26 protein-coding genes are annotated in these 21753 nt (G+C 70.8%); 16 read left to right on the forward strand and 10 right to left on the reverse strand.

Features of this window, described 5'->3' with window-relative positions:
• Nucleotides 1-23: 23 nt before the first annotated feature.
• The 5 genes from ACIBD9_RS13310 to ACIBD9_RS13330 all read left to right on the forward strand — a co-directional run bounded on the left by ACIBD9_RS13310 (nucleotide 24) and on the right by ACIBD9_RS13330 (nucleotide 6917).
• On the forward strand, nucleotides 24-1460 hold the full coding sequence (locus ACIBD9_RS13310; RefSeq protein ID WP_396717287.1) for a TldD/PmbA family protein: 1437 nt from the start codon (nucleotides 24-26) through the stop codon (nucleotides 1458-1460).
• Entirely contained in the window at nucleotides 1457-2863 is a 1407-nt protein-coding gene (locus ACIBD9_RS13315) for a TldD/PmbA family protein (RefSeq protein ID WP_396717289.1), read from the forward strand. The genes ACIBD9_RS13310 and ACIBD9_RS13315 overlap by 4 nt, the downstream gene beginning before the upstream one ends.
• 245 nt (nucleotides 2864-3108) lie before the next feature.
• Nucleotides 3109-3915 (forward strand): hypothetical protein, encoded by an 807-nt coding sequence (locus ACIBD9_RS13320; protein WP_396717290.1) that lies wholly within the window; start codon nucleotides 3109-3111, stop codon nucleotides 3913-3915.
• A gap of 12 nt (nucleotides 3916-3927) precedes the next feature.
• Nucleotides 3928-5856, forward strand: coding sequence for a fumarate reductase/succinate dehydrogenase flavoprotein subunit (locus tag ACIBD9_RS13325; RefSeq protein ID WP_396717292.1), 1929 nt, complete (start codon nucleotides 3928-3930; stop codon nucleotides 5854-5856).
• Nucleotides 5853-6917 (forward strand): succinate dehydrogenase/fumarate reductase iron-sulfur subunit, encoded by a 1065-nt coding sequence (locus tag ACIBD9_RS13330; protein ID WP_387169129.1) that lies wholly within the window; start codon nucleotides 5853-5855, stop codon nucleotides 6915-6917. The genes ACIBD9_RS13325 and ACIBD9_RS13330 overlap by 4 nt, the downstream gene beginning before the upstream one ends.
• Before the next feature lie 130 nt (nucleotides 6918-7047).
• Here ACIBD9_RS13330 and ACIBD9_RS13335 read toward each other — a convergent pair whose 3' ends face one another.
• On the reverse strand, nucleotides 7048-7491 hold the full coding sequence (locus ACIBD9_RS13335) for a (deoxy)nucleoside triphosphate pyrophosphohydrolase (RefSeq protein WP_396717294.1): 444 nt from the start codon (nucleotides 7489-7491) through the stop codon (nucleotides 7048-7050).
• A gap of 183 nt (nucleotides 7492-7674) precedes the next feature.
• Here ACIBD9_RS13335 and ACIBD9_RS13340 point away from each other — a divergent pair, with 183 nt between their 5' ends.
• Nucleotides 7675-7983, forward strand: a complete 309-nt coding sequence (locus tag ACIBD9_RS13340; protein ID WP_334503650.1) for a 4a-hydroxytetrahydrobiopterin dehydratase — start codon at nucleotides 7675-7677, stop codon at nucleotides 7981-7983.
• Here the strand turns inward: ACIBD9_RS13340 and ACIBD9_RS13345 are convergent.
• Nucleotides 7970-8392 carry a VOC family protein gene (locus ACIBD9_RS13345; protein ID WP_396717297.1) on the reverse strand — a complete coding sequence of 141 codons (423 nt, stop codon included), beginning with the start codon at nucleotides 8390-8392 and terminating at the stop codon, nucleotides 7970-7972. The genes ACIBD9_RS13340 and ACIBD9_RS13345 overlap by 14 nt on opposite strands.
• Nucleotides 8389-8742 (reverse strand): DUF1801 domain-containing protein, encoded by a 354-nt coding sequence (locus ACIBD9_RS13350; RefSeq protein ID WP_396717299.1) that lies wholly within the window; start codon nucleotides 8740-8742, stop codon nucleotides 8389-8391. The genes ACIBD9_RS13345 and ACIBD9_RS13350 overlap by 4 nt, the downstream gene beginning before the upstream one ends.
• 114 nt (nucleotides 8743-8856) lie before the next feature.
• Between ACIBD9_RS13350 and ACIBD9_RS13355 the strand changes: the two genes are divergently transcribed.
• The 5 genes from ACIBD9_RS13355 (at nucleotide 8857) to ACIBD9_RS13375 (ending at nucleotide 12855) form a co-directional block, all read left to right on the forward strand.
• Nucleotides 8857-9741, forward strand: coding sequence for a LysR family transcriptional regulator (locus ACIBD9_RS13355; RefSeq protein WP_396717301.1), 885 nt, complete (start codon nucleotides 8857-8859; stop codon nucleotides 9739-9741).
• A 70-nt stretch (nucleotides 9742-9811) separates the two neighbouring features.
• Nucleotides 9812-10174, forward strand: coding sequence for a PH domain-containing protein (locus ACIBD9_RS13360; RefSeq protein WP_030337500.1), 363 nt, complete (start codon nucleotides 9812-9814; stop codon nucleotides 10172-10174).
• Nucleotides 10175-10394: 220 nt separating this feature from the next.
• A complete protein-coding gene (locus ACIBD9_RS13365) occupies nucleotides 10395-11129 on the forward strand; it encodes a class I SAM-dependent methyltransferase (RefSeq protein WP_396717303.1) in 735 nt (244 codons plus the stop codon).
• Between the two features lie 109 nt (nucleotides 11130-11238).
• Complete coding sequence (locus ACIBD9_RS13370) at nucleotides 11239-11439, forward strand: hypothetical protein (protein ID WP_396717305.1); 201 nt, start codon at nucleotides 11239-11241, stop codon at nucleotides 11437-11439.
• Between the two features lie 81 nt (nucleotides 11440-11520).
• The gene (locus ACIBD9_RS13375; protein ID WP_396717307.1) at nucleotides 11521-12855 is read left to right on the forward strand and encodes an MFS transporter; all 1335 of its coding nucleotides are present in this window, start codon (nucleotides 11521-11523) and stop codon (nucleotides 12853-12855) included.
• Here ACIBD9_RS13375 and ACIBD9_RS13380 read toward each other — a convergent pair.
• Genes ACIBD9_RS13380 through ACIBD9_RS13390 form a run of 3 tightly spaced genes read right to left on the reverse strand, consistent with a single transcriptional unit; the run spans nucleotide 12785 to nucleotide 14036 of the window.
• Nucleotides 12785-13228 carry an SRPBCC domain-containing protein gene (locus ACIBD9_RS13380; protein ID WP_396717309.1) on the reverse strand — a complete coding sequence of 148 codons (444 nt, stop codon included), beginning with the start codon at nucleotides 13226-13228 and terminating at the stop codon, nucleotides 12785-12787. The genes ACIBD9_RS13375 and ACIBD9_RS13380 overlap by 71 nt on opposite strands.
• Nucleotides 13229-13230: 2 nt before the next feature.
• Complete coding sequence (locus tag ACIBD9_RS13385) at nucleotides 13231-13581, reverse strand: ArsR/SmtB family transcription factor (protein ID WP_387169147.1); 351 nt, start codon at nucleotides 13579-13581, stop codon at nucleotides 13231-13233.
• Nucleotides 13578-14036, reverse strand: coding sequence for an SRPBCC family protein (locus tag ACIBD9_RS13390; RefSeq protein ID WP_396717311.1), 459 nt, complete (start codon nucleotides 14034-14036; stop codon nucleotides 13578-13580). The genes ACIBD9_RS13385 and ACIBD9_RS13390 overlap by 4 nt, the downstream gene beginning before the upstream one ends.
• Before the next feature lie 114 nt (nucleotides 14037-14150).
• On the opposite strand from ACIBD9_RS13390, the gene ACIBD9_RS13395 reads away from it, so the two are divergent.
• Entirely contained in the window at nucleotides 14151-14525 is a 375-nt protein-coding gene (locus ACIBD9_RS13395) for a VOC family protein (protein WP_396717312.1), read from the forward strand.
• A 16-nt stretch (nucleotides 14526-14541) separates the two neighbouring features.
• Here the strand turns inward: ACIBD9_RS13395 and ACIBD9_RS13400 are convergent, their stop codons facing one another.
• Entirely contained in the window at nucleotides 14542-15309 is a 768-nt protein-coding gene (locus tag ACIBD9_RS13400) for a class I SAM-dependent methyltransferase (RefSeq protein ID WP_396717314.1), read from the reverse strand.
• A gap of 225 nt (nucleotides 15310-15534) precedes the next feature.
• Between ACIBD9_RS13400 and ACIBD9_RS13405 the strand changes: the two genes are divergently transcribed.
• Nucleotides 15535-17190, forward strand: coding sequence for a YncE family protein (locus tag ACIBD9_RS13405; RefSeq protein ID WP_396717316.1), 1656 nt, complete (start codon nucleotides 15535-15537; stop codon nucleotides 17188-17190).
• Nucleotides 17191-17328: 138 nt separating this feature from the next.
• Here ACIBD9_RS13405 and ychF read toward each other — a convergent pair whose 3' ends face one another.
• On the reverse strand, nucleotides 17329-18414 hold the full coding sequence (gene ychF / locus ACIBD9_RS13410; RefSeq protein ID WP_238657491.1) for a redox-regulated ATPase YchF: 1086 nt from the start codon (nucleotides 18412-18414) through the stop codon (nucleotides 17329-17331).
• 143 nt (nucleotides 18415-18557) lie between these two features.
• Between ychF and ACIBD9_RS13415 the strand changes: the two genes are divergently transcribed.
• Complete coding sequence (locus tag ACIBD9_RS13415) at nucleotides 18558-19127, forward strand: exonuclease (RefSeq protein WP_396717318.1); 570 nt, start codon at nucleotides 18558-18560, stop codon at nucleotides 19125-19127.
• 3 nt (nucleotides 19128-19130) lie between these two features.
• Here ACIBD9_RS13415 and ACIBD9_RS13420 read toward each other — a convergent pair whose 3' ends face one another.
• Entirely contained in the window at nucleotides 19131-19865 is a 735-nt protein-coding gene (locus ACIBD9_RS13420) for a Type 1 glutamine amidotransferase-like domain-containing protein (RefSeq protein ID WP_396717320.1), read from the reverse strand.
• A 123-nt stretch (nucleotides 19866-19988) separates the two neighbouring features.
• Nucleotides 19989-20492, reverse strand: a complete 504-nt coding sequence (locus tag ACIBD9_RS13425; protein ID WP_387169167.1) for a hypothetical protein — start codon at nucleotides 20490-20492, stop codon at nucleotides 19989-19991.
• Nucleotides 20493-20631: 139 nt separating this feature from the next.
• On the opposite strand from ACIBD9_RS13425, the gene ACIBD9_RS13430 reads away from it, so the two are divergent.
• Together ACIBD9_RS13430 and ACIBD9_RS13435 are read left to right on the forward strand one after the other, a co-directional pair.
• Nucleotides 20632-21141, forward strand: a complete 510-nt coding sequence (locus ACIBD9_RS13430; RefSeq protein ID WP_396717322.1) for a SigE family RNA polymerase sigma factor — start codon at nucleotides 20632-20634, stop codon at nucleotides 21139-21141.
• Nucleotides 21138-21647, forward strand: a complete 510-nt coding sequence (locus ACIBD9_RS13435) for a hypothetical protein (RefSeq protein ID WP_396717324.1) — start codon at nucleotides 21138-21140, stop codon at nucleotides 21645-21647. Before ACIBD9_RS13430 ends, ACIBD9_RS13435 begins: the two co-directional genes overlap by 4 nt.
• Nucleotides 21648-21753 lie beyond the last annotated feature (106 nt).

A 21753-nucleotide genomic window follows, 5' to 3' on the forward strand; every position in this document is an offset into this window, starting at 1 on the left:
GTCGGCTGGCCTAGGGTCGGTCCATGACCGAGTTCGACGCGGCCACCGCCGCCGTTCAGGCAGCCCTCGACGCGGGTGCCCGGTACGCCGACGCCCGGGTGATGCACCGCCGCTACGAGTCGATGACCGCGCGCAACGGTGACGTGGAGGAGCTGACCCAGGACGAGAGCATCGGGCTCGGGGTCCGAGCGTTGGTCGGGGCGAGTTGGGGCTTCCACGCCGTACCCGATCTGTCGGACGCCGCGGCCCGCGACGCCGGGCGGCGTGCGACGCGGACCGCCATGGCGAGCGCGCGGGTGCCGGGCCCTCCGGTCGACCTGGTGCCGGTCGAGGCGGTCACCGCGAGTTGGGCCTCCGGCTGCCAGATCGACCCGCTCGGCGTGCCCCTGTCGGCCAAGGGCGATCTGCTGGTCGACGCGACCCGCACAATGGCCGAGCACGGCGCGGACCTGGCCGAGGGCCTGTACCAGATCTGGGACACCGCGAAGTGGTTCGTCTCCAGCGAGGGCCACCGGATCGACCAGCGGATCCGCGAGTGCGGCGGGGGCATCTCGGCCACCTCGATCGGTGACGGCGAGACGCAGCGCCGGTCCTGGCCGAGCTATCGGGGGCAGTACGGCACCACCGGGTGGGAGCTGGTCGAGTCGCTCGATCTGGCCGCGCACGCCGCGCAGATCGCCGAGGAGTCGAGGGCGCTGCTCACCGCGCCGCCCTGCCCGGCCGGCGAGACGGACCTGATCCTCGGCGGCGAGCAGTTGGCCCTGCAGATCCACGAGTCGGTCGGGCACGCCATCGAGTTGGACCGGATCCTCGGCTGGGAGGCGGCGTTCGCCGGCACGTCCTGGCTGGACCTGGCCCAGCTCGGCTCGCTGCGTTACGGCTCCGAGCTGATGAACATCACCATCGACCCGACGATCCCGGGCGCGCTCGGCAGCTTCGGTTTCGACGACGAGGGCTCCCCGGCGGTCAAGCGGGACGCGGTCCGGGACGGTCGCTGGGTGGGTGTGCTCGCCGGCCGGGATTCCGCCGCCATGGCCAGCCTCGACTACGGCGGCAGCGTACGGGCCGACGGGTGGGCCCGACTGCCGATGGTGCGGATGACCAATGTCGGCCTGGAACCCGGCCCGCACACGCTGGAGGAGATCATCGCGGCCACCGACGACGGCGTGTTGATGGACCTCAACCGGTCCTGGTCGATCGACGACAAGCGGCTCAACTTCCAGTTCGGCTGCGAGGTCGGCTGGGAGATCAAGAAGGGGCGGCGGGGGCGGATGTTGCGCAACCCCACGTACACCGGGATCGGCCCCCTGTTCTGGCGCTCGATGGACATGCTCTCCGGCGAGACGGTCTCCTGGGGGACGCCGAACTGCGGCAAGGGCCAGCCCGGCCAGATCGGGCACACCGGCCACCCGGCCGCGCCGGCCCGGTTCCGCAACGTCCGCGTGGGAGTTTCGGCATGAGTGGGCAGACGGAGGTCGAGCTGGCGGGGCAGGTTGTGGAGCTGGTTCGGCGTCTTGGCGGGCCGGCCGCGCAAGCCGAGGCGGTGGTGACGCGTGCGGACCTGGCGTTGACCCGGTTCGCCAACTCGGGCATCCATCAAAACGTCTCCGAGTCGACGGTCGGGGTCCGACTGCGGGTGCACGTGGACGGTCGGACGGCCGCCGGTGGTGGCAGCGTGGTCACCGCCGACGGGTTGTCCGCCCTGGTGGAGCGCACCCTGACCGCGGCGCGACTCTGCCCGCCCGACCCGGGCTGGCCGGGGCTGACCCCGCCCATGCCCATGCCGGACGCCCCGCCCGTAGACGAGGCCACCGCGCACGCCGAGCCGGATCAGCGGGCCGACCGGGTGGGGGCGTTCGTGGCCGCCGCCGCGGGCCTCAGCACCGCCGGTTACTGCCGCACCGCGCACCGTTCGTCGGCGTTCGCAAACTCGGCCGGGCACTCGGCGTACGGCCGCTCGGTGGAGGCGGCGATGGACGGCATCGCCCGCCGCGACGGCGCGGACGGGGTGGCCCGGCGCAGCGCCGACCGGCTGGCCGACCTCGACGGCGCCGAGTTGGGCGCGCAGGCGGCGGAAAAGGCGCGGGCGGCGGCCGACCCGGTCGAGCTGCCGCCGGGGCACTACGAGGTGGTCTTCGAGCCGGCCGCGGTGGCGGACCTCCTGCAGAACCTGTCCTTCTACGGCTTCAACGGCAAGCGGTACGCCGAGCGGCAGTCGTTCGCCGATCCGGGCGCGGCCCAGTTCGACCGGGCGGTGACCCTGGTGGACGACCCGCTGGGCGGGTCCGGGTTGCCGTTCGACGCGGAGGGCACCGGTCGGCGGGCGTTGACGCTTGTCGAGGCGGGCACCACCCGGGCGGTGGCGCACGACCGCCGGACCGCCGCCGAGGCTGGCGCGCAGTCCACCGGGCACGCGGTGGCGGGGGGCGCCACCTGGGGCCCGATGCCCCGCAACCTGCGGCTGACCGGCGCTGCGGCGGGCCCGGCCAGTGCGGTGGGCCGAAGCACGACCGGCGCGGCGGCCGGAGCGGTCGTCGACGCGGACACCGCCGCGTTGGTGGCCGGCGTACGCCGAGGGCTGCTGGTCACCGACCTCTGGTACACGCGGGTACTCGGCCCGAAGAGCCTCGTCGTCACCGGGTTGACCCGCAACGGCGTCTGGCTGATCGAGGACGGCACGGTCGTCCGGGCGGTCCGTGACCTGCGGTTCACCGAGTCGTACCCACGGGCGCTCGGGCCGGGGGCGGTGCTCGGGCTGGGTGCGCGGGCGGTGCGCCAACCGGAGCGGGTGGACGGTGCCTGGTGGGCGGCACCCTCGCTGCGGCTCGCGTCCTGGCACTTCACCGGAGGCGCCTCCGGCTGACGTTCTCGACGACGCGCGACAAACCGGCGCGTCGAGGGCATTTCCGCAGGCCAGACACACGGGACACTCCCTTGCGCGGACGGCTCGCAGAGATCGGCGTAACGTGTGTCACTTAGCTGCGTCGGTCGATCCGGCGTGGTCGTTGGTGTGCGCATGACGTGGCAGCGGGTGCGGGTTCGCCGGTCCGCGTGCCGACCGGAGAGAGACCAGCCCGCCCGTACGGGCCCGTCGAGGAGACGACTCGAATGACTTCAACGGCAACGAGGCCGAGGGGGGCGCGGGCGCGCGCCGCCATCGCGGCGAAGACGTTGCGTACCGACCGATGGTGGTTCGCCCCGCTGATCACCGTGATCGGGCTCAGCGCCTGGGTGGCGTACGCGACGGTCCGGGTCTTCATGCACAAGTGGTACTGGGTGGACCAGTTCCACTACCTGACCCCGTTCTACTCCCCGTGCGTGACCGACCGGTGTGTCGAGCAAGCCTCGCACTTCGGCCGGTTCCTGCCCGGCTGGTGGATCATCCCGGACGCCGCGCTGACCCTGCCGTTCCTGCTGCTGTTCCGGCTCACCTGCTACTACTACCGCAAGGCGTACTACCGGTCGTTCTGGCTGTCGCCGCCGGCCTGCGCGGTCCCGGACGGGCACAAGGAGTACGGCGGTGAGACACGTTTCCCGCTGCTCGGGCAGAACCTGCACCGCTACTTCTTCTACGCCGCCGCGATCATCTCGCTGATCAACACCTGGGACGCGATCCTCGCCTTCCACTCGCCGAAGGGCTTCGGCTTCGGGCTGGGCAACATCATCCTGCTGCTCAACGTGGTGATGCTGTGGGCGTACACGATCTCCTGCCACTCCTGCCGGCACATCATCGGCGGCCGGCTCAAGCACTTCTCCAAGCACCCGGTGCGGTACAAGGCCTGGACGTTCGTCTCGGCGTTGAACGTCCGGCACATGCAGCTCGCCTGGATCACCCTCGGCACCCTGGCGCTGGCCGACTTCTACATCATGGCGCTGTCGGCCGAGTGGTTCTCCGACCTGCGGTTCATCAACTAAAGGGCCCCTGACATGACCACAACCACTCGCATCGAACGACACCACTACGACGTCGTCGTCATCGGGGCCGGCGGCGCCGGTCTGCGCGCGGCGATCGAGGCCCGGCTGGCCGGCAAGAAGACCGCGATCATCTCCAAGTCGCTGTTCGGCAAGGCGCACACGGTGATGGCCGAGGGCGGCGCGGCCGCCGCGATGGGCAACGTGAACAGCCGGGACAACTGGCAGGTCCACTTCCGCGACACCATGCGCGGCGGCAAGTTCCTCAACAACTTCCGGATGGCCGAGCTGCACGCGAAGGAGTCGCCGCAGCGGATCTGGGAGCTGGAGACGTACGGGGCGCTCTTCGACCGCACCAAGGACGGCAAGATCTCGCAGCGCAACTTCGGCGGCCACGAGTACCCCCGCCTGGCGCACGTGGGCGACCGGACCGGCCTGGAGCTGATCCGCACCCTCCAGCAGAAGATCGTGTCGCTCCAGCAGGAGGACCAGCGGGAGTTCGGCTCGTACGACGCCCGGATCAGGGTGTTCTCCGAGACGACCATCACCGAGCTGCTGCTCGACGGTGACCGGGTGGCCGGCGCGTTCGGCTACTACCGGGAGTCGGGCGAGTTCATCCTCTTCGAGGCGCCGGCGGTCGTGCTGGCCACCGGTGGGGTCGGGCGCTCCTACAAGGTCACCTCGAACTCCTGGGAGTACACCGGGGACGGGCACGCGCTGGCGCTGCGCGCCGGGGCGACGCTGATCAACATGGAGTTCCTCCAGTTCCACCCGACCGGCATGGTCTGGCCGCCCTCGGTGAAGGGCATCCTGGTCACCGAGTCGGTGCGTGGTGACGGCGGCGTCCTGAAGAACTCCGAGGGCAAGCGGTTCATGTTCGACTACGTCCCCGACGTCTTCCGCAAGCAGTACGCGGAGACCGAGGAGGAGGCGGACCGCTGGTACACCGACCCGGACAACAACCGGCGTCCGCCGGAGCTGCTGCCCCGCGACGAGGTGGCCCGCGCCATCAACAGCGAGGTCAAGGCCGGCCGGGGCTCTCCCGCCGGTGGGGTCTTCCTGGACATCGCGAGCCGGCGTTCGGCTGACGAGATCCGCCGCCGGCTGCCGTCGATGTACCACCAGTTCAAGGAGCTGGCCGACGTCGACATCACGGCCGAGCCGATGGAGGTCGGGCCGACCTGCCACTACGTGATGGGCGGCGTCGAGGTGGACCCGGATTCGGGTGCCGCCTTCGGCCACGTACGCGGGCTGTTCGCCGCCGGTGAGGTCTCCGGCGGCATGCACGGCTCCAACCGACTCGGTGGCAATTCCCTGTCCGACCTGCTGGTCTTCGGCAAGCGGGCGGGCGGGCACGCCGCCAGCTACGCCGACGGTCTGACCGCCCGGCCGAAGGTGGCCGTACACGAGGTCGAGGCGGCCGTGGAGACCGCCCTCGCACCGCTGCAACGGGACACCGGCGAGAGCCCGTACACCCTGCAGCAGGACCTCCAGGCGGTCATGGGTGACCTGGTGGGCATCATCCGCCGGGAGGGTGAGCTGGCCGACGCGCTGGTCCGACTCGCCGAGCTGCGGGAGCGGGTGGCCAAGGTGAGCGCGGCCGGCGGCCGACGCTACAACCCGGGCTGGCACCTGGCCCTGGACCTGCGCAACATGCTGGTGGTCTCGGAGTGCACCGCGAAGGCGGCGCTGGAGCGGCAGGAGTCGCGCGGTGGGCACACCCGGGAGGACTACCCGGCGATGGAGCCGAAGTGGCGGCAGGTCAACCTGGTCTGCGCGCTGGACGGGGACACCGTGCAGCTGACCCGCAAGCCGCTGCCGAAGATGCGGCCGGAGCTGATCGGCCTCTTCGACCGGGCCGAGCTGGCCAAGTACCTCACCGACGAGGAGCTCGCCGACTTCGACGCCCTCGTTGCCGACGCTGGAGAGGCGGACAACCGATGAGCGCGAAGCGTCAGTTCCGGATCTGGCGGGGCGACGAGACCGGCGGTGACCTCCAGGACTACATGGTGGAGGTGAACGAGGGCGAGGTCGTCCTCGACGTCATCCACCGACTGCAGGCCACCGACGCGCCCGACCTGGCCTGCCGGTGGAACTGCAAGGCCGGCAAGTGCGGCTCCTGCTCCATGGAGATCAACGGCAAGCCGCGGCTGGGTTGCATGACGCGGATGTCGACCTTCGGCGACGACGAGACCGTCACGGTCACCCCGCTGCGCACCTTCCCGGTCATCCGGGACCTGGTCACCGACGTCTCGTTCAACTACGAGAAGGCACGGGAGACCCCGGCGTTCGCCCCACCGGCGGACGTGGCCCCGGGTGACTACCGGATGCAGCAGGTCGACGTCGAGCGCTCGCAGGAGTTCCGCAAGTGCATCGAGTGCTTCCTGTGCCAGACGGTCTGCCACGTGATCCGCGATCACGAGGAGAACAAGCAGGCGTTCTCCGGCCCGCGGTACTTCATCCGGGCGGCCGAGCTGGACATGCACCCGCTGGACGCCCGGACCGACCGCAAGGAGTACGCGCAGGCCGAACAGGGCCTCGGCTTCTGCAACATCACCAAGTGCTGCACCGAGGTCTGCCCCGAGCACATCAAGATCACTGACAACGGGATCATCCCCATGAAGGAACGGGTCGTCGACCGCAGGTACGATCCCCTTGTGTGGCTTGGTAGCAAGATCTTCCGTCGGGGCGAGACGCCCCAGACCAGCGTGACCACCGCCCGTCAGGGCTCGGCGACGCCGGGCTCCGCCCGGAGTGGGGTGCACTCGCACGCGGGTGGCTCCCACGATTCGCGGGCTGAGGCGCAGGCGCAGAGCGGCGTCAACTGGCACCGGGAGGTGCCCCACCCGACCGCTCCGGCGGTCGACGACCGGGGCAAGCTGCCGCTGACCGAGCTCACCTTCGACCGGGCCGCCGCGCCGTCGCCGTTCGGCGACGACGTGACCTTCCCGCTGCCTCCGGAGCACCTCAACTTCGCCCACCCGGAGCAGGACAACAAGCACTAACCACCCGAACAACGACGGGGGCCGTGGCTGACAGCCACGGCCCCCGTCCCACTTCCCGCCCCCGCCCCCGCCTCGGTGATCATGAAGTTATTGCCACCGCGCGCGGCGTGTCATGGCAATAACTTCATGATCAACGGGGACTGAGGAGGAGGGGGCGGAGGGCCGCCACGATGGGGGCGTCGGCGGGGAGCCAGGTGACCGAGTCCAGCTCGTCGGCGGTGAGCCAACGGAGCGCCTCGTGCTCCAGCGCCTGTGGCTGGTCACCGCCGAGCAGCCGGGCCGCGTACACCTTGAGCACCGAGCGGCCGTGCGCCATCCGTACGTTGCGGCCGACCCGGTCGCCGATCTCGACGCGTACGGCCAACTCTTCGGCGCACTCCCGGATCAACGCGTCGGTCTCGGCCTCCCCCGGCTCGACCTTTCCGCCCGGAAACTCCCACATGCCCGCTACCTCGGGTGGGGCGGAACGCGCACAGGCGAGCACCCGCCCATCCCGGATGATCGCCGCACCGACGATCACCTTCAGGTCCCGTCGTTCGGCCTGCCCGCCACCATTCGCCCGTTCGGTCCGCACGGGCGTCCAGGGTGCCAGATCAATCGGCGGTTTGGGTACCGTAGCCGTCCGCTAGGCCAATAGAACACGGAAGTGTGGGCGTGGACACCCCCTCCGGGCAGCGAGAGACTAGGGGACACCGACAAGACACGGGATGGCGACGATTTGGCCACAAGCCGGCAACGGCGCTTGGGGGGTGCGGTGATGCGCGCGCTGTTCAACAGCAGGGCCAAGCACGACTACCTTTCCGACGCGTTGACCTTGCTATCTGGTTGGACACGCGAGGGCGAGCAGATCCGACGGACGCTCGTGATCGACGATACCCAACACGCCGCTCTAACTGAACGGGTCAAGGTCGTCGCGGATGCGCTGCATCTGCGACCCGAGATCAGCCGCCGGGCCGACAGCACCCAGATCCGGGTCGGGCACGGCAGCGGCGAGCCCTTGACCGAGGGCGAGGTGCTGTTGGCCGCCCGCATCGAGGACGCGTACCGGGCGGTCACCGAAGCCTGACCACCGTCTCCGCATCCGACCCGGCGTCCTGCGGGTACCAGCGCAGCTCCACCGAGTTGCCGTCCGGGTCCCGCACGTAGATCGAGGTCGCCGAGCCGCGGGCGCCGAAACGGCTGACCGGGCCGGTCAGCACCGTGAAGACCCCCGATTCGATCACCTGCGCCCAGTCCAGTGGTGCCACCACCAGGCAGAAGTGGTCCACGTTCGCGCCCTGCGGCTCACCTCGGACGAGGTCGATGATGCTGTCGGGGCTGATCCGCACCGACGGGAACGGAACGGTGCCGGCACGCCACTCGTCGACCCGTACCGGCGCGAGCCCGAGCCGGCCGCAGTAGAAGTCCAGGGACCGTTCCACGTCGGCGACGGTCAGCACCAGGTGGTCGAAACCGGTTACCCGCACGGCGCTCACGCCTCCTCCAGATGGGCCGCCGCGCGCAGCCAGCCGCTGAACAGCGCCGGGTCGACGTCAGCGAGGTCGTGCAACTTCACCGCCGCCATCGCCCGCGCGCCGGGGATCAGCCGCCCGCACCGGTCGTCGATCTCCTGCCCGCGCCACAGCCCGAAGGTCACGTACGACCCGTACGCCTTGACCAGGCAGACCGGGCGCTGGCCGGGCCGGTCGCCCAGTCCCCAGACCGGGTGGCCGTGCCACATCGCCCCCGTCGCTCCGGGCAGGGCGGCCCCGATGATCGGCGTCAGCTTCTCGCCGATCTCGCGCAGTGGGCCGGCCAGGCCGGCCAGGTAGTCGTCGATGCTCACGTCGAAGCCTTTCGCTCGGTGTTTCCTGCCCCGTTCACGATCCCCGGACGAGGGACGACGACCAAGACCTGATGCCGCTACGATCGTTGCCCACAGGTCAACGATGGGAACGATGTGCTGGAGCGGTACGAGGTCGAGACGTTCCTGACGCTCGCGGAGGAACTGCACTTCGGCCGGACCGCCGAGCGGTTGACCGTCAGCACCGGTCGGGTCAGCCACATCGTGAAGAAGCTGGAGCGCCAGATCGGCGCACCGCTGTTCGCCCGTACCAGTCGGGTCGTCCGGCTCACTCCGATCGGCCGGCAGCTCGCCGACGAGCTGGCCCCGCTGGTGGCCGGGATGGACGAGGCCGTGCGCCGCGCGATCGACGCCGCCCGCGGCGTGACCGGGACGCTACGGGTGGCGTTCCTCGGCGAGTGGACCGCGCCGGTGCTGCTCCGGGCGGTGGCCCTGTTCGGTGAACGGCACCCCGACTGCCGGGTGGAGGTGCACGAGGCGCAGTTGGCCACCACCCGATCCGGGTTGCTCGACGGCTCGACGGACGTGTTGATCGCCTCGTACCCGTTCGACGGGATGGCCACCGGCCCGGCGCTGCTCTCCGAGGATCGGGTGCTGGCGGTGGCGGCGGGTCACCCGCTCACCCGGGAGCGGTCGGTGTCGTTGGAGGTGCTCGCCGACCACCCGGTGGTGCAGTACCCGACCGTGACCTCGTTGGAGTTCAAGCGGGACCGCACCCCGGAGCGCACCCCGGCCGGCCGGTTGGTGCCGAAGGGACCCGCCGGGAACACCTTCTCCGAGATGCTGTCCCTGGTCGCGCTGGGCCGGGGTGTCCTGCCGGTGGGCGAGCACACGCGGCGCTACTACCCGCGCCCCGATGTGGCGTACGTGCCCATCCACGACGCGCCACCGATCGAACGAGGGCCGGTCTGGCTGCCCAGCAACACCACCACCCGGGTACGCGAGTTCGTCCGCGCCGCGACCGACGCGAGCCCGCGATGAGACACGCCGAGTTTCGCCGTGGTCGTCGCCCGGGTGGGCGCGTTGGCACCGGTTTTCTAGCCTGGATCGTATGGCGAACATCGCGTACGACCGCAAAGAGCAGGTCCAGCAGATTGAGAGCGGCCTCCTCGAAGGCGAGCAGATCATCGCCGTCTACGACGCCGTCGGCACCGGCACCGGGTTCATCGGGCTGACCGACCGCCGCGTGATCATCCAGGACCGCTCCTTCGTCGGGAAGCGGTTCGCGATCACCAGCATCCCGTACTCGAAGATCACCAGCGTGAGCGTGGTCAGCAACAAGTCGTGGGGTGGTTCGTTCTTCTCCACCGGCGCCATCGCCATCCACGTCGGCACGCACACCTACGAGGTGGAGTTCCGTGGCGCGCAGAAGAGCCACCACGTGCACAACGTGATCCTGCACCACATCTCCTGACGGCACGTCCCGTCGTGGGCCCGGCTGGCGTAATTGCCTTGCCGGGCCCGCCGCGTCTCTGGTCTCCTCGTTCGACAGCCGCGCGAAGGGAGCAGCCACCATGCCAAACACGACGAGGTCCCCCGAACCCACCGTCATCCGACCTGAGGAATCGAGACTTCGTGAGCAGGACCGTTCCCCTGGCGCTGAGCGCCACTGACTCCAACCCCGGAGGCCGCTGATGTCGGTCTTCGACGATCCCGGCCTCTTCGGCCGGCTGTGGGCCGCCGGATACGACGACGGTGGCACCAACCCCGACCCGGCCCCCGCCGTGGACTTCCTGGCCGACCTAGCCGACGGCGGCCCGGTTCTCGAACTGGCGATCGGCACCGGCCGGGTCGCACTTCCGCTGACCGAGCGCGGCCTCGCCGTGCACGGCGTCGAGGCGTCCGAGGAGATGCTCGCGCAGCTGCGGGCGAAACCCGGCGGCGACCAGATCCCGGTGGTCGTCGCCGACATGGCGGACGTACCCGTGCAGGGTGAGTTCCGGCTCGCGTACCTGGTCTTCAACACACTGTTCAACCTGGTGGACGCCGAGCGGCAGGCGGACTGTTTCCGCAACGTCGCCCGGGTGCTGTCGCCCGGCGGCGCGTTCGTCATCGAGACGTTCGTGCCCGACCCGCGCAGCTTCGACTCGGACGAGCAGGTGCAGGTACGTGACGTCACCGAGGACTCCGCGACGATCCGCCTGCACCGGTACGACCGGCCGGCGCAACGGTTCATCCGGCAGACCATCACGTTCGACGGCGACGGTGTGCACCTGAAGCCGTTCGCCATGCGGTACGCCTGGCCGCACCAGATCGACGAGATGGCTCAGCGGGCCGGTTTCCGGCTCACCGAGCGGTACGCCGACTGGCACCGGCGGCCGTTCCAGGCCGACAGCCCGTCGCACATCTCCGTCTACCGGGTGGAGTAGCGGTTTGGTCGACTCGGGTTCCGGAAAGTCGGGGTGTCATCGCCGCGACGACACCCCAACTTCAAGGAACCCGAGTCGATCTCCCGCCGCCCGAAAGTGAGATGCCACCATGAGCAGACGAGCCGTCCAGGTAGTCCTGGCCCTGTCGGTCGTCCTGATGGCCGCCGGCATCATCCTCAAGGTGACCGGGGACGGCGGTGCCGACACCGCCGGAACGGTGGCGGTGTCGCTCGCCTCGGTGGGTTCGATCGTGGCGGCCATCGGTTCGTCCTTCCGAGCCGCCGGCAAGAACGACGGACCTGGCCGGTAGTTCGAGCCTTTCGCGCTCGGCTGATTCTGCTGCCAGCAGTCTCACTTGATGCGCAGGTCCCGCGCGGGGTGAGCTGGCAGCATGCCAACGGACGCCGCCCGTTTCCCGCGCTCCTCGCCGTACTGGCCCGTGCTCAGTCGCCCTCAGCTCCGGCGCGTCCTGCCCGGGCTGGCCGTCTCCGCGTTGGGCGACGGCATGGCGGTGGTCGCGGTGACCTGGCTCGCCATCCAACTCGCCCCGCACGATCAGCGGGGCACCTGGATCGCGCTGGCCATGGCGGCGTACACCCTGCCCAGCGCGGCCGGGACGGTCATCTTCGGCCGGCTGCTGCGTGGGCGCGGCGGCGCGCAGCTCGCCGGGTGGGACGCCATCCTGCGGGCGAGCGCGCTCGCGGCGATCCCCCTCGCCCATCTCGCCGGCGTGCTCACCATCGGGCTGTACGTGGTCCTGCTGGCCGCGTCGGCGTTACTGCACTCGTGGGGTTCCGCCGGCCGGTTCACCCTGATCGCCGAACTGCTGCCGCAGCGACACCACCTGCCAGCCAACGCGGTACTCACCACCATCGGTGGGTTCGCCACCATCGTCGGCCCGCCACTGGCGGGCATCCTGATCAGCTGGGCGGGGCCGGTGTGGGTCATCGCCATCGACGCCGCCACCTTCGCGGCGCTGGCCCTCACGTACCGTCTCGCCCTTCCCGCCCACGGCGGACCTGCACGGTCCGAGCGCGGCGCTTCGCGAACGGCCGGCTTCGCGGTCATCCGCCAGAACCCCGCCCTGTTGGGCCTGCTGGCGCTGAGCCTCGGGTTCTTCTTCCTCTTCGGACCGGTGTACGTGGCGATGCCGATCCACATCACCGACGACCTGCACGCCTCCGCGACGCTGCTCGGCGCGTACTACACCGCGTTCGGCATCGGCGGTCTCGCCGGAGGTCTGCTCGCCGGTTACCTCCGCCGCTGGCCACTGCGAACCACCACCATCGGCATCGTCGTCGCGTTCGGCGTCGCCATGCTGCCGCTCGGCCTGGGCGCACCCATCAGCGTGTCGTTGCCGGCGTTCGCCCTGGCGGGCCTCATCTGGGCGCCGTACATGTCCACCTCGATGGCGCTGTTCCAGCGCAGCACGTCGACCGCCCAACTGCCCGCGGTGCTCGCCGCGAACGGTGCCATCCTCGTGCTGGCGGTGCCACTGGGCACCATGCTGGGTGGGCCACTTGTCGGTGCCATCGGCCCCCGACCGACGCTGCTGCTCTGCGCCGTGGCGATCGTGGCCCTCGGCCTGATCACCGGGGGGTTCGCGCTCTCGCGACGGAGCCCGCGAACCCCCGGCGATCCGGCCGTCACCGAGATCAGTGCCCGTCGCCGATCTGGACGTCGTTCGGCGCCGGCCGGCCGCTCCCCGTCTCCACCAGTTCCTTGAGACTCATCAGGAAGATCGCCCACTTGGTGCTGCACTCGTGCATGAGTTCGGTCGGCTCGCGCCAACCCGCGTGCGTGAAGTCGACGACGGTGTACCGGCCTCGCTGGTCGAGCCGCCAGCTGATCTCGGTGCCGGTCCACTCCTCCGGGCCACCGACGACCCGCCAGCGGACCCGGCCGGCCGGGTCCAGCTCAAGGATCTCCAGGTCGAACCCGCCCTGGTCACCGAAGTGGACGGCCAACTGCCCGCCGACCTCGCTCTTGCCGGTCGTGTCGACCGACCACCAGCCGGCGACACCCTCGGGGGTTGCCACCGCTCGGTAGACGTCGGCGAGCGGAGCGACGACGCCGACCTGGTGCAGGATGTCGACCATTTTCAGCCTCCCTGGTTGTTGGTGCGGTGGCGTTCGATCGTCTCGGCGATGCGCTTGATCCGGCGGAGGCGGGCGTCCCAGGTGGAGCCCACCGCCGACAACTGGGCGACCGCGCGGGCGAGTTGCGCCTCGTCCACCTGGTAGTGACGCTCGCGACCGGCCGGCTCCGCGTGGATCAGCCCAACCCGGTCGAGGACCGCCAGGTGCTTCGAGACGGCCTGACGGGTGACGGGTAGCCGCCTGCTCAACGAGGTGGCCGTACCCGGCCCGTCAGAGAGAAGAAGGTCGATCATCGTACGCCGGATGGGGTCGCCGATCGCCGACCACAACTCGTCGTCGACCACCGCGCTCACGGGGTCGCGACCAGCCGCGCAACGTACGCGCCCAGCCGGGGCATGTAGTGGTCCCAACCGTTCTCGTGGTCGCGGTACTGCTCTTCCAGGACGGCGACCTCCCACCCCAGCTCGCGGAACCCGGTCTCGGTCATCCGAATCAGCGTCCCCGCGCCGCTGGGCACCAGGTCGAAGGTGACGAAGAGCGACTGCCCGTTCCGGTCCGGCTCGGTGAAGCACCACCGGAAGGAGAACCGCTTCGGCGGGTCGACCTCGACGACGGCGAGCGCGACGGTCTTCGTCTCGCCGGTGTCGGAGTCGCGCCACACCAGCTCTCCGGGCGCGCCGGCGACCGAGTCGAACCGCGCGTCGTCGGGCCACCACTCCCGCATGTGCTCGGGCTGGCTGACCACCTCGAAGACGACCTCGGGGGACGCGTTGACGTGGATGTCGCGTTCGATCGTTCCCTGTTCCATGCTCACAACCTTTCGCAACCTTTGGTTGCACTCAACCTACGACAACCCACCCCGCTCGTGCAACCTTTCGTTGCATGTCGCGATTCCGTCGTACCCGGGGTGCACGATCGGCGCATGTCTGAGCCAGCGCCGCACCGCCACCACGCCATCGACTACGTCGAGCTCACGGTGACCGACCTCGCCGTGGCCAAGCGCTTCTACGCCGACGCGTTCGGTTGGCAGTTCAACGACTACGGGCCGGAGTACGCCGGCATCCGCAGCCCGCACGGCGACGACGCACCCGAGGTCGGCGGTCTCCGGCTGGACAGCGAAGTCCGGGCGGGCGGCCCGCTCGTGCTGCTCTACTCCGCCGACCTGGACCGGTCCGTGCAGGCCGTGAAGGAGGCCGGCGGCCAGGTGGTGAACGGGCCGTACGAGTTCCCCGGCGGCCGACGGTTCCACTTCACCGACCCCAGCGGCAACGAGCTGGGCGCCTGGGCCGAGCAGTAGGGCTTGGACCCGACCGTCAGCGTCGTTGGGCGCGCAGCACGCCGGTCAGCATCGGCAGCGTGAACTCGCCGTGGGCGGTTTCGGGTCGGCTCCCGAGGAAGGAGCGGATCCGGCCGAGGGTGGCCTCTCGCTCCTCGTCCGGCATGACCAGCATCCCGGCCCGCGTCGCGAGCGTCGCGACGAGCGAGTCGGCGGTACGGCGCTGACCGTGCGGGAAATCGACCTGCTCCGCCGACCCGAACCGGGCGACCAGGCCGCTGCCCGGAACGAGCATGCCCTCCGTCGCCGCGCGCCAGCTGCTCAACGTGTCACGCGGGCCGATGGCCGCACTCCCGCTGACCCGTTCGAGCCCGGCAACCCAGTCGATCCGGTCGTCCATGACGTTCCACAGACCGGCCAGGACACCGCCGGGTGCGAGGACCCGGGCGATCTCCGCCCCCGCGACAGCCATGTCGAACCAGTGCAGGGCGTTGCCGGCGAGCACGGCATCGACGGACCCGTCCGGCAACGGGATGGCCTCGGCGCTGCCCGGCAGGGCACGGACGGTCGGCACCGCACGGCGTAGCTCGGCGAGCATCGCCGGGTCGGGTTCGACCGCCACGACGTCCGCGCCCACCGCCACCAGCGTCGCGGACAGCTTGCCGGTGCCGGCTCCCAGGTCGAGCACCCGCAGGCCGGGCGCGGGCTCCAGCGCCCACCGCACCGCGGCCTGCGCGTAGTCCGGGCGGTGCTCGGCGTACGCGGCAGCAGCCGCGCCGAACGACGATCGGAGCTGTTCCGTCATGCGGTCAACCTACCGCCGTCTGTCGACATCGACCGTCGCCGTGCGGACCCTTCAGCGGCTCGGCGTACACCTCTCCGCAGGCCCGGGGAACCTAGATCCACTGTGTAACGCCGCGCGCCGGACGGCCGCCTAATCCCATGACGCGACGATCTTGTCGCAGGCCCGCACCGGCTTCGCCGGCAACCGCGCGGGCATCACGGGGTTACCACCGAAAGGGGACCGCACGTGCGATTCCGCACAGTGATCGGCTCAGTCCTGGCATCGACGATTGCCGCAGCAGTCGGCCTCGTCGCCACCACCGCACCCGCCGCGGCCAGGGACACCATCACCCTGATCCAAGGCGTCACCGGCGTCGTCGACACGGCCGCCGCCGGCGGCCGTGTCTTCGTCTCCGCGAACGACCGCATCGTGATCGCCGACACCCATGGCACGCTCACCGGCAGCATCACCGGCCTGGCCAGCCCGACCGGTCTGGCCGTCACGCCCGACGGCAACCGGGTCTACGTAGCGCTGTCCGGCTCGAACGAGATCGCCGAAATCGATGCGGCTGCCCTCACCGTCGTCCGACGGATCAACCTGGCCGGGTATCCGTCCCCGACAAACCTGTCCCTCGACGGTGACCAACTCTGGGTGGGCTACGGCATCAAGAACGACTTTGTTGGTGGAATTCTCGGCCTGGACCTGTCCCTGGCGGCGCCCACGCCCGTCCAGGTCGCCAACCGGATGTACGGCGCGCCCCTGGTCGCCGGCGCCGGCAACACGGTCTTCACCGCCGAGGCGGGGATTAACCCCGCCAGCCCTCGGGTGTACGACGTCAGCACGATCCCGGCGACGCTGCGTGGGGTGATCGACGGTGCCGACAACGACCTGTCGAACCTGACCGACCTCACCATCACGCCCGATGGCACCCGCGCCGTCTCGGTCTTCGCCACCGCCGGCTTCGATGTCTGGGACACCGCGACCCTAGCCAAGGTCCGAAGCTACGGGTCGAGGGCCGACGCCCCGGGCGCACCGGGTGCGATCGCCCTCAGTCCCGACGGGGCACACGTCGCCACCGCCTTCTACGGCACGAGCTACGGCCCCTACGCCGAGGTGTACAACGCCGACACCGGAGTGAAGACCATGCAGGCCCAGATGATCCACAAGGGCGACCTGGTCACCGGCAGCCTCTCCGTGCTCGGCGACGACCTCTACGCCCTGCTCAACGACTGGCCGTACAACCGGTACTACCTGTGGCGGGTGGAAGGCGCCGTCCTGCCGACGTCCACGCTGAGCCTGTCGGCCAGCACCTCGCCGACGGCGCTGGACCCGTTCACCATCACCGGTCAGCTCGCCGTCCCAGACGGTTCCGCTCCGGGCGCCCAGCCGATCGAGATCACCCGCACCCTGCCCAGCGGCGCCACCGCGACGCTGTCTGGGGTGACCACCGCCGCCGATGGCAGCTTCGTCGTCACCGACACGCCGCCGGTCGGTGGCAGCGTCAGTTACACCGCCGTCTGGGACGGCAGCGCCGCGTTCCGCTGGTCACAGACCACGACCACGGTCAACGTCGCCCAGCATCCCACCTCGCTGGTCGTGACCGGCCCAACGACGGCAAACGCCGGGAAGCCGCTCACGCTCACCGGCCGGATGAGCACCGCCGGCAACGTTCCCACGCCGGCCCCCGGGTCGATCGTGGTCTACCGGGTCTACACCAACAAGAGCGGTTCCGTCGGGGCCGAACTGCCGCTGGTGCCACTCGCCGCCGACGGCTCATTCACCATCACCGACACGCCCCCAGTGGGCGGCCAGTACACGTACCACGTCCGCTTCGATGGCGACGCCACCTACGGGTACGCCTACACCAGCCGGGATGTCACGATCCGGGGCGCGGGCAGCTGAACCACTCGCCTCGGCAACGGCGACGGTGCCGGTCCCGGTCAATCCAGACGGGCGCCGTCGCCCCGAGCACCGAGCTGCGGATCGAGTGCCGCAGCCGAGTGGCCGGTTGTGGACCTGCGTGGCGGAGCGATGACAGCGTCAGACGTTGAAACGGAACTCCACCACGTCGCCGTCCTGCATGACGTACTCCTTGCCCTCGATGCGGACCTTGCCCGCCGCCTTGGCAGCCGCCATCGAACCGTGCTCGACCAGGTCGTGGTACGAGACCACCTCGGCCTTGATGAAGCCGCGCTGGAAGTCGCTGTGGATGACACCCGCGGCCTCGGGCGCGGTGGCGCCGACCGGGACGGTCCAGGCGCGTGCTTCCTTGGGGCCGGCCGTGAGGTACGTCTGGAGGCCGAGGGTGCGGAAGCCGACCCGGACGAGCTGGTTGAGGCCGGGCTCGTTCTGCCCGATCGACTCCAGCAGCTCGCGGGCCTCCTCCTCGGGCAGGTCCACCAGCTCAGATTCAATCTTCGCGTCCATGAAGATCGCCTCGGCAGGGGCGACCAGGGCGCGCAGCTCGTCGAGGAACGTCTCGTTGGCCAGCTCGGCCTCGTCGACGTTGAAGACGTACAGGAAGGGCTTGGTGGTGAGCAGGTGCAGCTCGCGCAGGTGCTCCAGCTCGATCTTGGCGGCGGCGGCCCCGGAGTAGAGGGTGGTGCCGCCGTCGAGCACCTCGATCGCGGCCTTCGCGGCGGCGACCGCGGCCAAGCGGTCCTTGCGGAGCTTGGCCTCCTTCTCCAACCGGGGCAGCGCCTTGTCCAGGGTCTGCAGGTCGGCGAGGATCAGCTCGGTGTTGATCGTCTCGATGTCGTCGGCCGGGGAGATCTTGCCGTCGACGTGCACCACGTTCGGGTCGGAGAAGGCCCGGACGACCTGGCAGATCGCCGAGGCGTCGCGGATGTTGGCCAGGAAGGCGTTGCCCCGGCCCTGCCCCTTCGACGCGCCGCGGACCAGGCCGGCGATGTCGACGAACGACACCGGTGCCGGCAGCACCTTCTGCGAGGAGAAGATCTCGGCCAGCTTGCCCAGCCGCTCGTCGGGCAGCCCGACCACGCCGACGTTGGGCTCGATGGTGGCGAACGGGTAGTTCGCCGCCAGCACGTCGTTCTTGGTCAACGCGTTGAAAAGCGTGCTCTTGCCGACGTTGGGCAGGCCGACGATGCCGATGGTGAGACTCACGACGGGCCAGCTTACGCCGGTCCCGGCCGGGCCGGTCCAGGCGGCTCCGATTCGGCGCCGCGCCGGTGGTCGATCGTCACTCCCACCGGACCCTGTCAGGCGTTGCTAATCTCCCGGTTCGATGGTCCGCTGCTGGAGGTGGGATGACCTCGACGTTGCCCGAGCTGTACATCGCCGTCGACGTGGAGGCGGACGGGCCGATCCCCGGGCCGTACAGCATGATCTCGCTGGGCATGGCCGTGGCCGGCCGCCCGGACCTCACCTTTTACACCGAGCTGCGTCCCATCTCCGACGAGTTCGTCCCGGCGGCGCTCGCCGTCTCCGGCCTGGACCGGGACCGGCTGCTGCGGGAGGCGCCCACGGCGCAGGAGGGGATGTCGGCCGCGGCGGCCTGGGTCGACGGGCTGCGCCGGGTCGGCCGTCCGGTCTTCCTCGCCGCCCCGGCCGTCTGGGACGGCATGTTCGTGCACTGGTACTTCGTCCGCTTCGTCGGGCACAGCCCGTTCGGTGCGACCGGCTCCGGCGTCGACCTCCGCAGCTACTGGATGGGGTTGACCGGCAGCGAGTGGGCCCGGACCCGCCAGGGCACGATCAAGCACGAGCTGGGCCTGCACCACATGCCGCACACGCACCACGCCGGGGAGGACGCCGCCGAGCTGGCCCAGGTCTTCGACGCGGTGCTCCGCCGCCGGAAGCCTGCCGACGAGGCGTGACGCTCAGCTGAGCAGGCGGGGGGCGATCACCGCCTCCCGGACGCTGCCGTCCGCGCCCCGGCTGACCTCGTACGCGGAGACGCCCTCGCGGTCCGCGATTGCCTCGACCAACCGGGTGCCCCGGTAGACCAGGCCGACGCCGTCATCGGTGCAGTGGCTGGTGGGGAGCGTGCCGTCGCCGACCAGCTCGTGCATGAGCGGGCGGCGCTGGCCCTCGCTGTCGTAGTGCACCCCGTTGCCGTACGGCAGCCAGGCCAGGCCCTCCGTGAAACCGCGCAGCCGGGGGCCGAAACTGTCGGTGGCACCGCCGACATGCCAGCAGATCGAGCCGGCGGAGACGCCTGCCAGCACCACGCCGGCCTGCCAGCACTCGTGCAGGATCTCGTCGAGCCCGTGCACCCGCCACACGGCGACCAGGTTGGCCACGCTGCCGCCGCCGACCCAGATCACGTCCTGGGCGAGCAGGTGGGCGCGGACGTCCTCGACGTTCGGCATCGGGAACAGGGCGAGGTGCGACAGCCGGAACCGGGTGTCGGCGAACGCGCCGTAGACGGCGGTCAGCGAGGTGGGCTGGTCGCCGACAGCCTGCCCGAGGTAGCAGACCCGCGGCTGCGGGCCGGCCTCGGCCAGCTCGGCGGCCAGCTCGAACACCGGGCTGGGACGCAGGTCGTAGGGCCCGCGGTCGCCCCGGAAGAAGCCCATGCTGGTGGCGATGATGGTCGGGTCGCTGGCGGGCATCGGAGCGTCCTTCCGTCGGCGGCGGTGCGGCGTCCATCCTGCCGCAGCCGGCATCCCGCCCGCTCGGCGCGGGGCCCGTCCTCCACCCGCGGGTGGAGGACGAACACCCCGCCGACCCGATGATCAACAAGACTGGTCGGGCCGCCGTTGGCGGGGCACCTCGACCTCAGGCCAATGACCCAGGGCCCGACGGTCGGCCGGGGGCAGTTGCGCGGCGGCGGCGCGGGGCAGGGTGAACCGGTCGGCGGCGGCCGGCCCGGCCGAGACCGACTCGCGCAGCATCCACCGCACCTCGTCGGCCGTCCAGCCGAGCCCCGGCCGCGCGGCGATCTCGCGGATCAACCGCCGGCCGACCCTCGTGTCGTCGTCGTAGAAGCGCATGCACCAGTGGTGCGTCCACATCCCGAGCGCCCGCAGACCCGCGTCGTCCAGTGAGCCGGCCAACCGGCCGCAGGCGGTGTCGGGGAAACTCTGCTCGGGGTCGCCCGCCCGGTCGCGTTCGATGGCGCCCACGGCGGCCGGCGCGACGGCCCGCATCCGGCGGTAGAAGGACTGCGCCACCGCGCGGGGCAACGGCGGGAACGCACCCGGTGTAGACGCCGCCGCCCAACCCGCCACGCTCGTCATTCGCCGCACCCCTTCTTCAGTTGGTGGCCGGACGGTACTCGGCACGACCGACACTTTCGGGCCGAAAAACCCCACCGATCGTGGATAGCGACGATGACCTGCGGCGTCTGTATCTGTGACAACGAAACGGGGGTGGCGGGTGGACGAGGACGAACGCGCGCGGCTGGCCGAGTTCGTCGGCAGCCGGACTCCGGCGCTGATGCGGGTCGCGTACCTGCTGACCGGGGACCGTAACGCCGCCGAGGACCTGTTCCAGTCGGCGTTGGCGCGGACCATCCCGAAGTGGGGAACCATTCGGCACTCCGATCCCGAGGGCTACCTGCGGGTGGTGATGTACCGCGAGCAGATCAGCTGGTGGCGGCGACTGCGCCGGTGGCGGGAGACACCGCTCAACCCGGCGGACGAACCGGTCGGCGGCGACCCGAGCGGCGGCTCCGACGTGCGGCTGGCGATGCGTGCCGCGCTACGTCACCTGCCCCCGACACAGCGGGCGGTGGTGGTCCTCCGCTACTACGAGGACCTGCCCGAAGCCCGGGTGGCCGAGTTGCTGGGCTGCTCGGTGGGCACCGTACGCAGCCGTACCCACCGAGCGGTGCAGCGACTGCGCGACCTGCTGCCGGACGTCGACAGGCTGGAGGTACGGCGATGACCGAACCCTTCGAGCACCTCATCCGCTCCACCCTCACCGACCTGGCCGAGGAGGCACCGATCGTGCATGACCAGTTGAGCCGAGCGGAACGGCGGGTGCGCAACCGACGCCGCGCCACAGTGACGGTGGGGGCGGTGAGCACCCTGGCGGCGATCCTGATCGCCACCCCGCTCGCCCTGGCCGCGACCGGCTCGGACGCGCCTCCCCCGGCCGTGCCCAGCCCGGCCGGCCCGGCGGACGTGCCCAGCCCGCCCGTACCCACCCCGTCCCCGCCCACCACGGTGCCGACTGTCGAGCCGAGCCCCGGGGGCGCGCCTGCGGACCCGTCGACGACACCGGGCCCGCCCGGCGTACCGGGCCGGCCGACGGTCAAGCCGAGCCCGACGACCCCACCGGGCGACCCTGGTGCGCCCGGTGCGCCCGGTGCGCCCGGTGCGCCCGGTGCGCCCGGTGTCGTTCCGAGCCCGTCGGGCCCGCCCGGCGTGCCGGGTCGACCGAAGGGTTGAGCAGGACCGGTCAGGCCGGCGGTCGTCCCACGCCGGCCTGACCGGCCAACCCACGATCACCCCGTCAGCGGCGGTGCCGGAACGATGGGCGACCCCGGTCCCCGGG

The sequence above is a fragment of the Micromonospora sp. NPDC050784 genome, from assembly GCF_044456765.1.
Taxonomy (GTDB): domain Bacteria; phylum Actinomycetota; class Actinomycetes; order Mycobacteriales; family Micromonosporaceae; genus Micromonospora; species Micromonospora foliorum.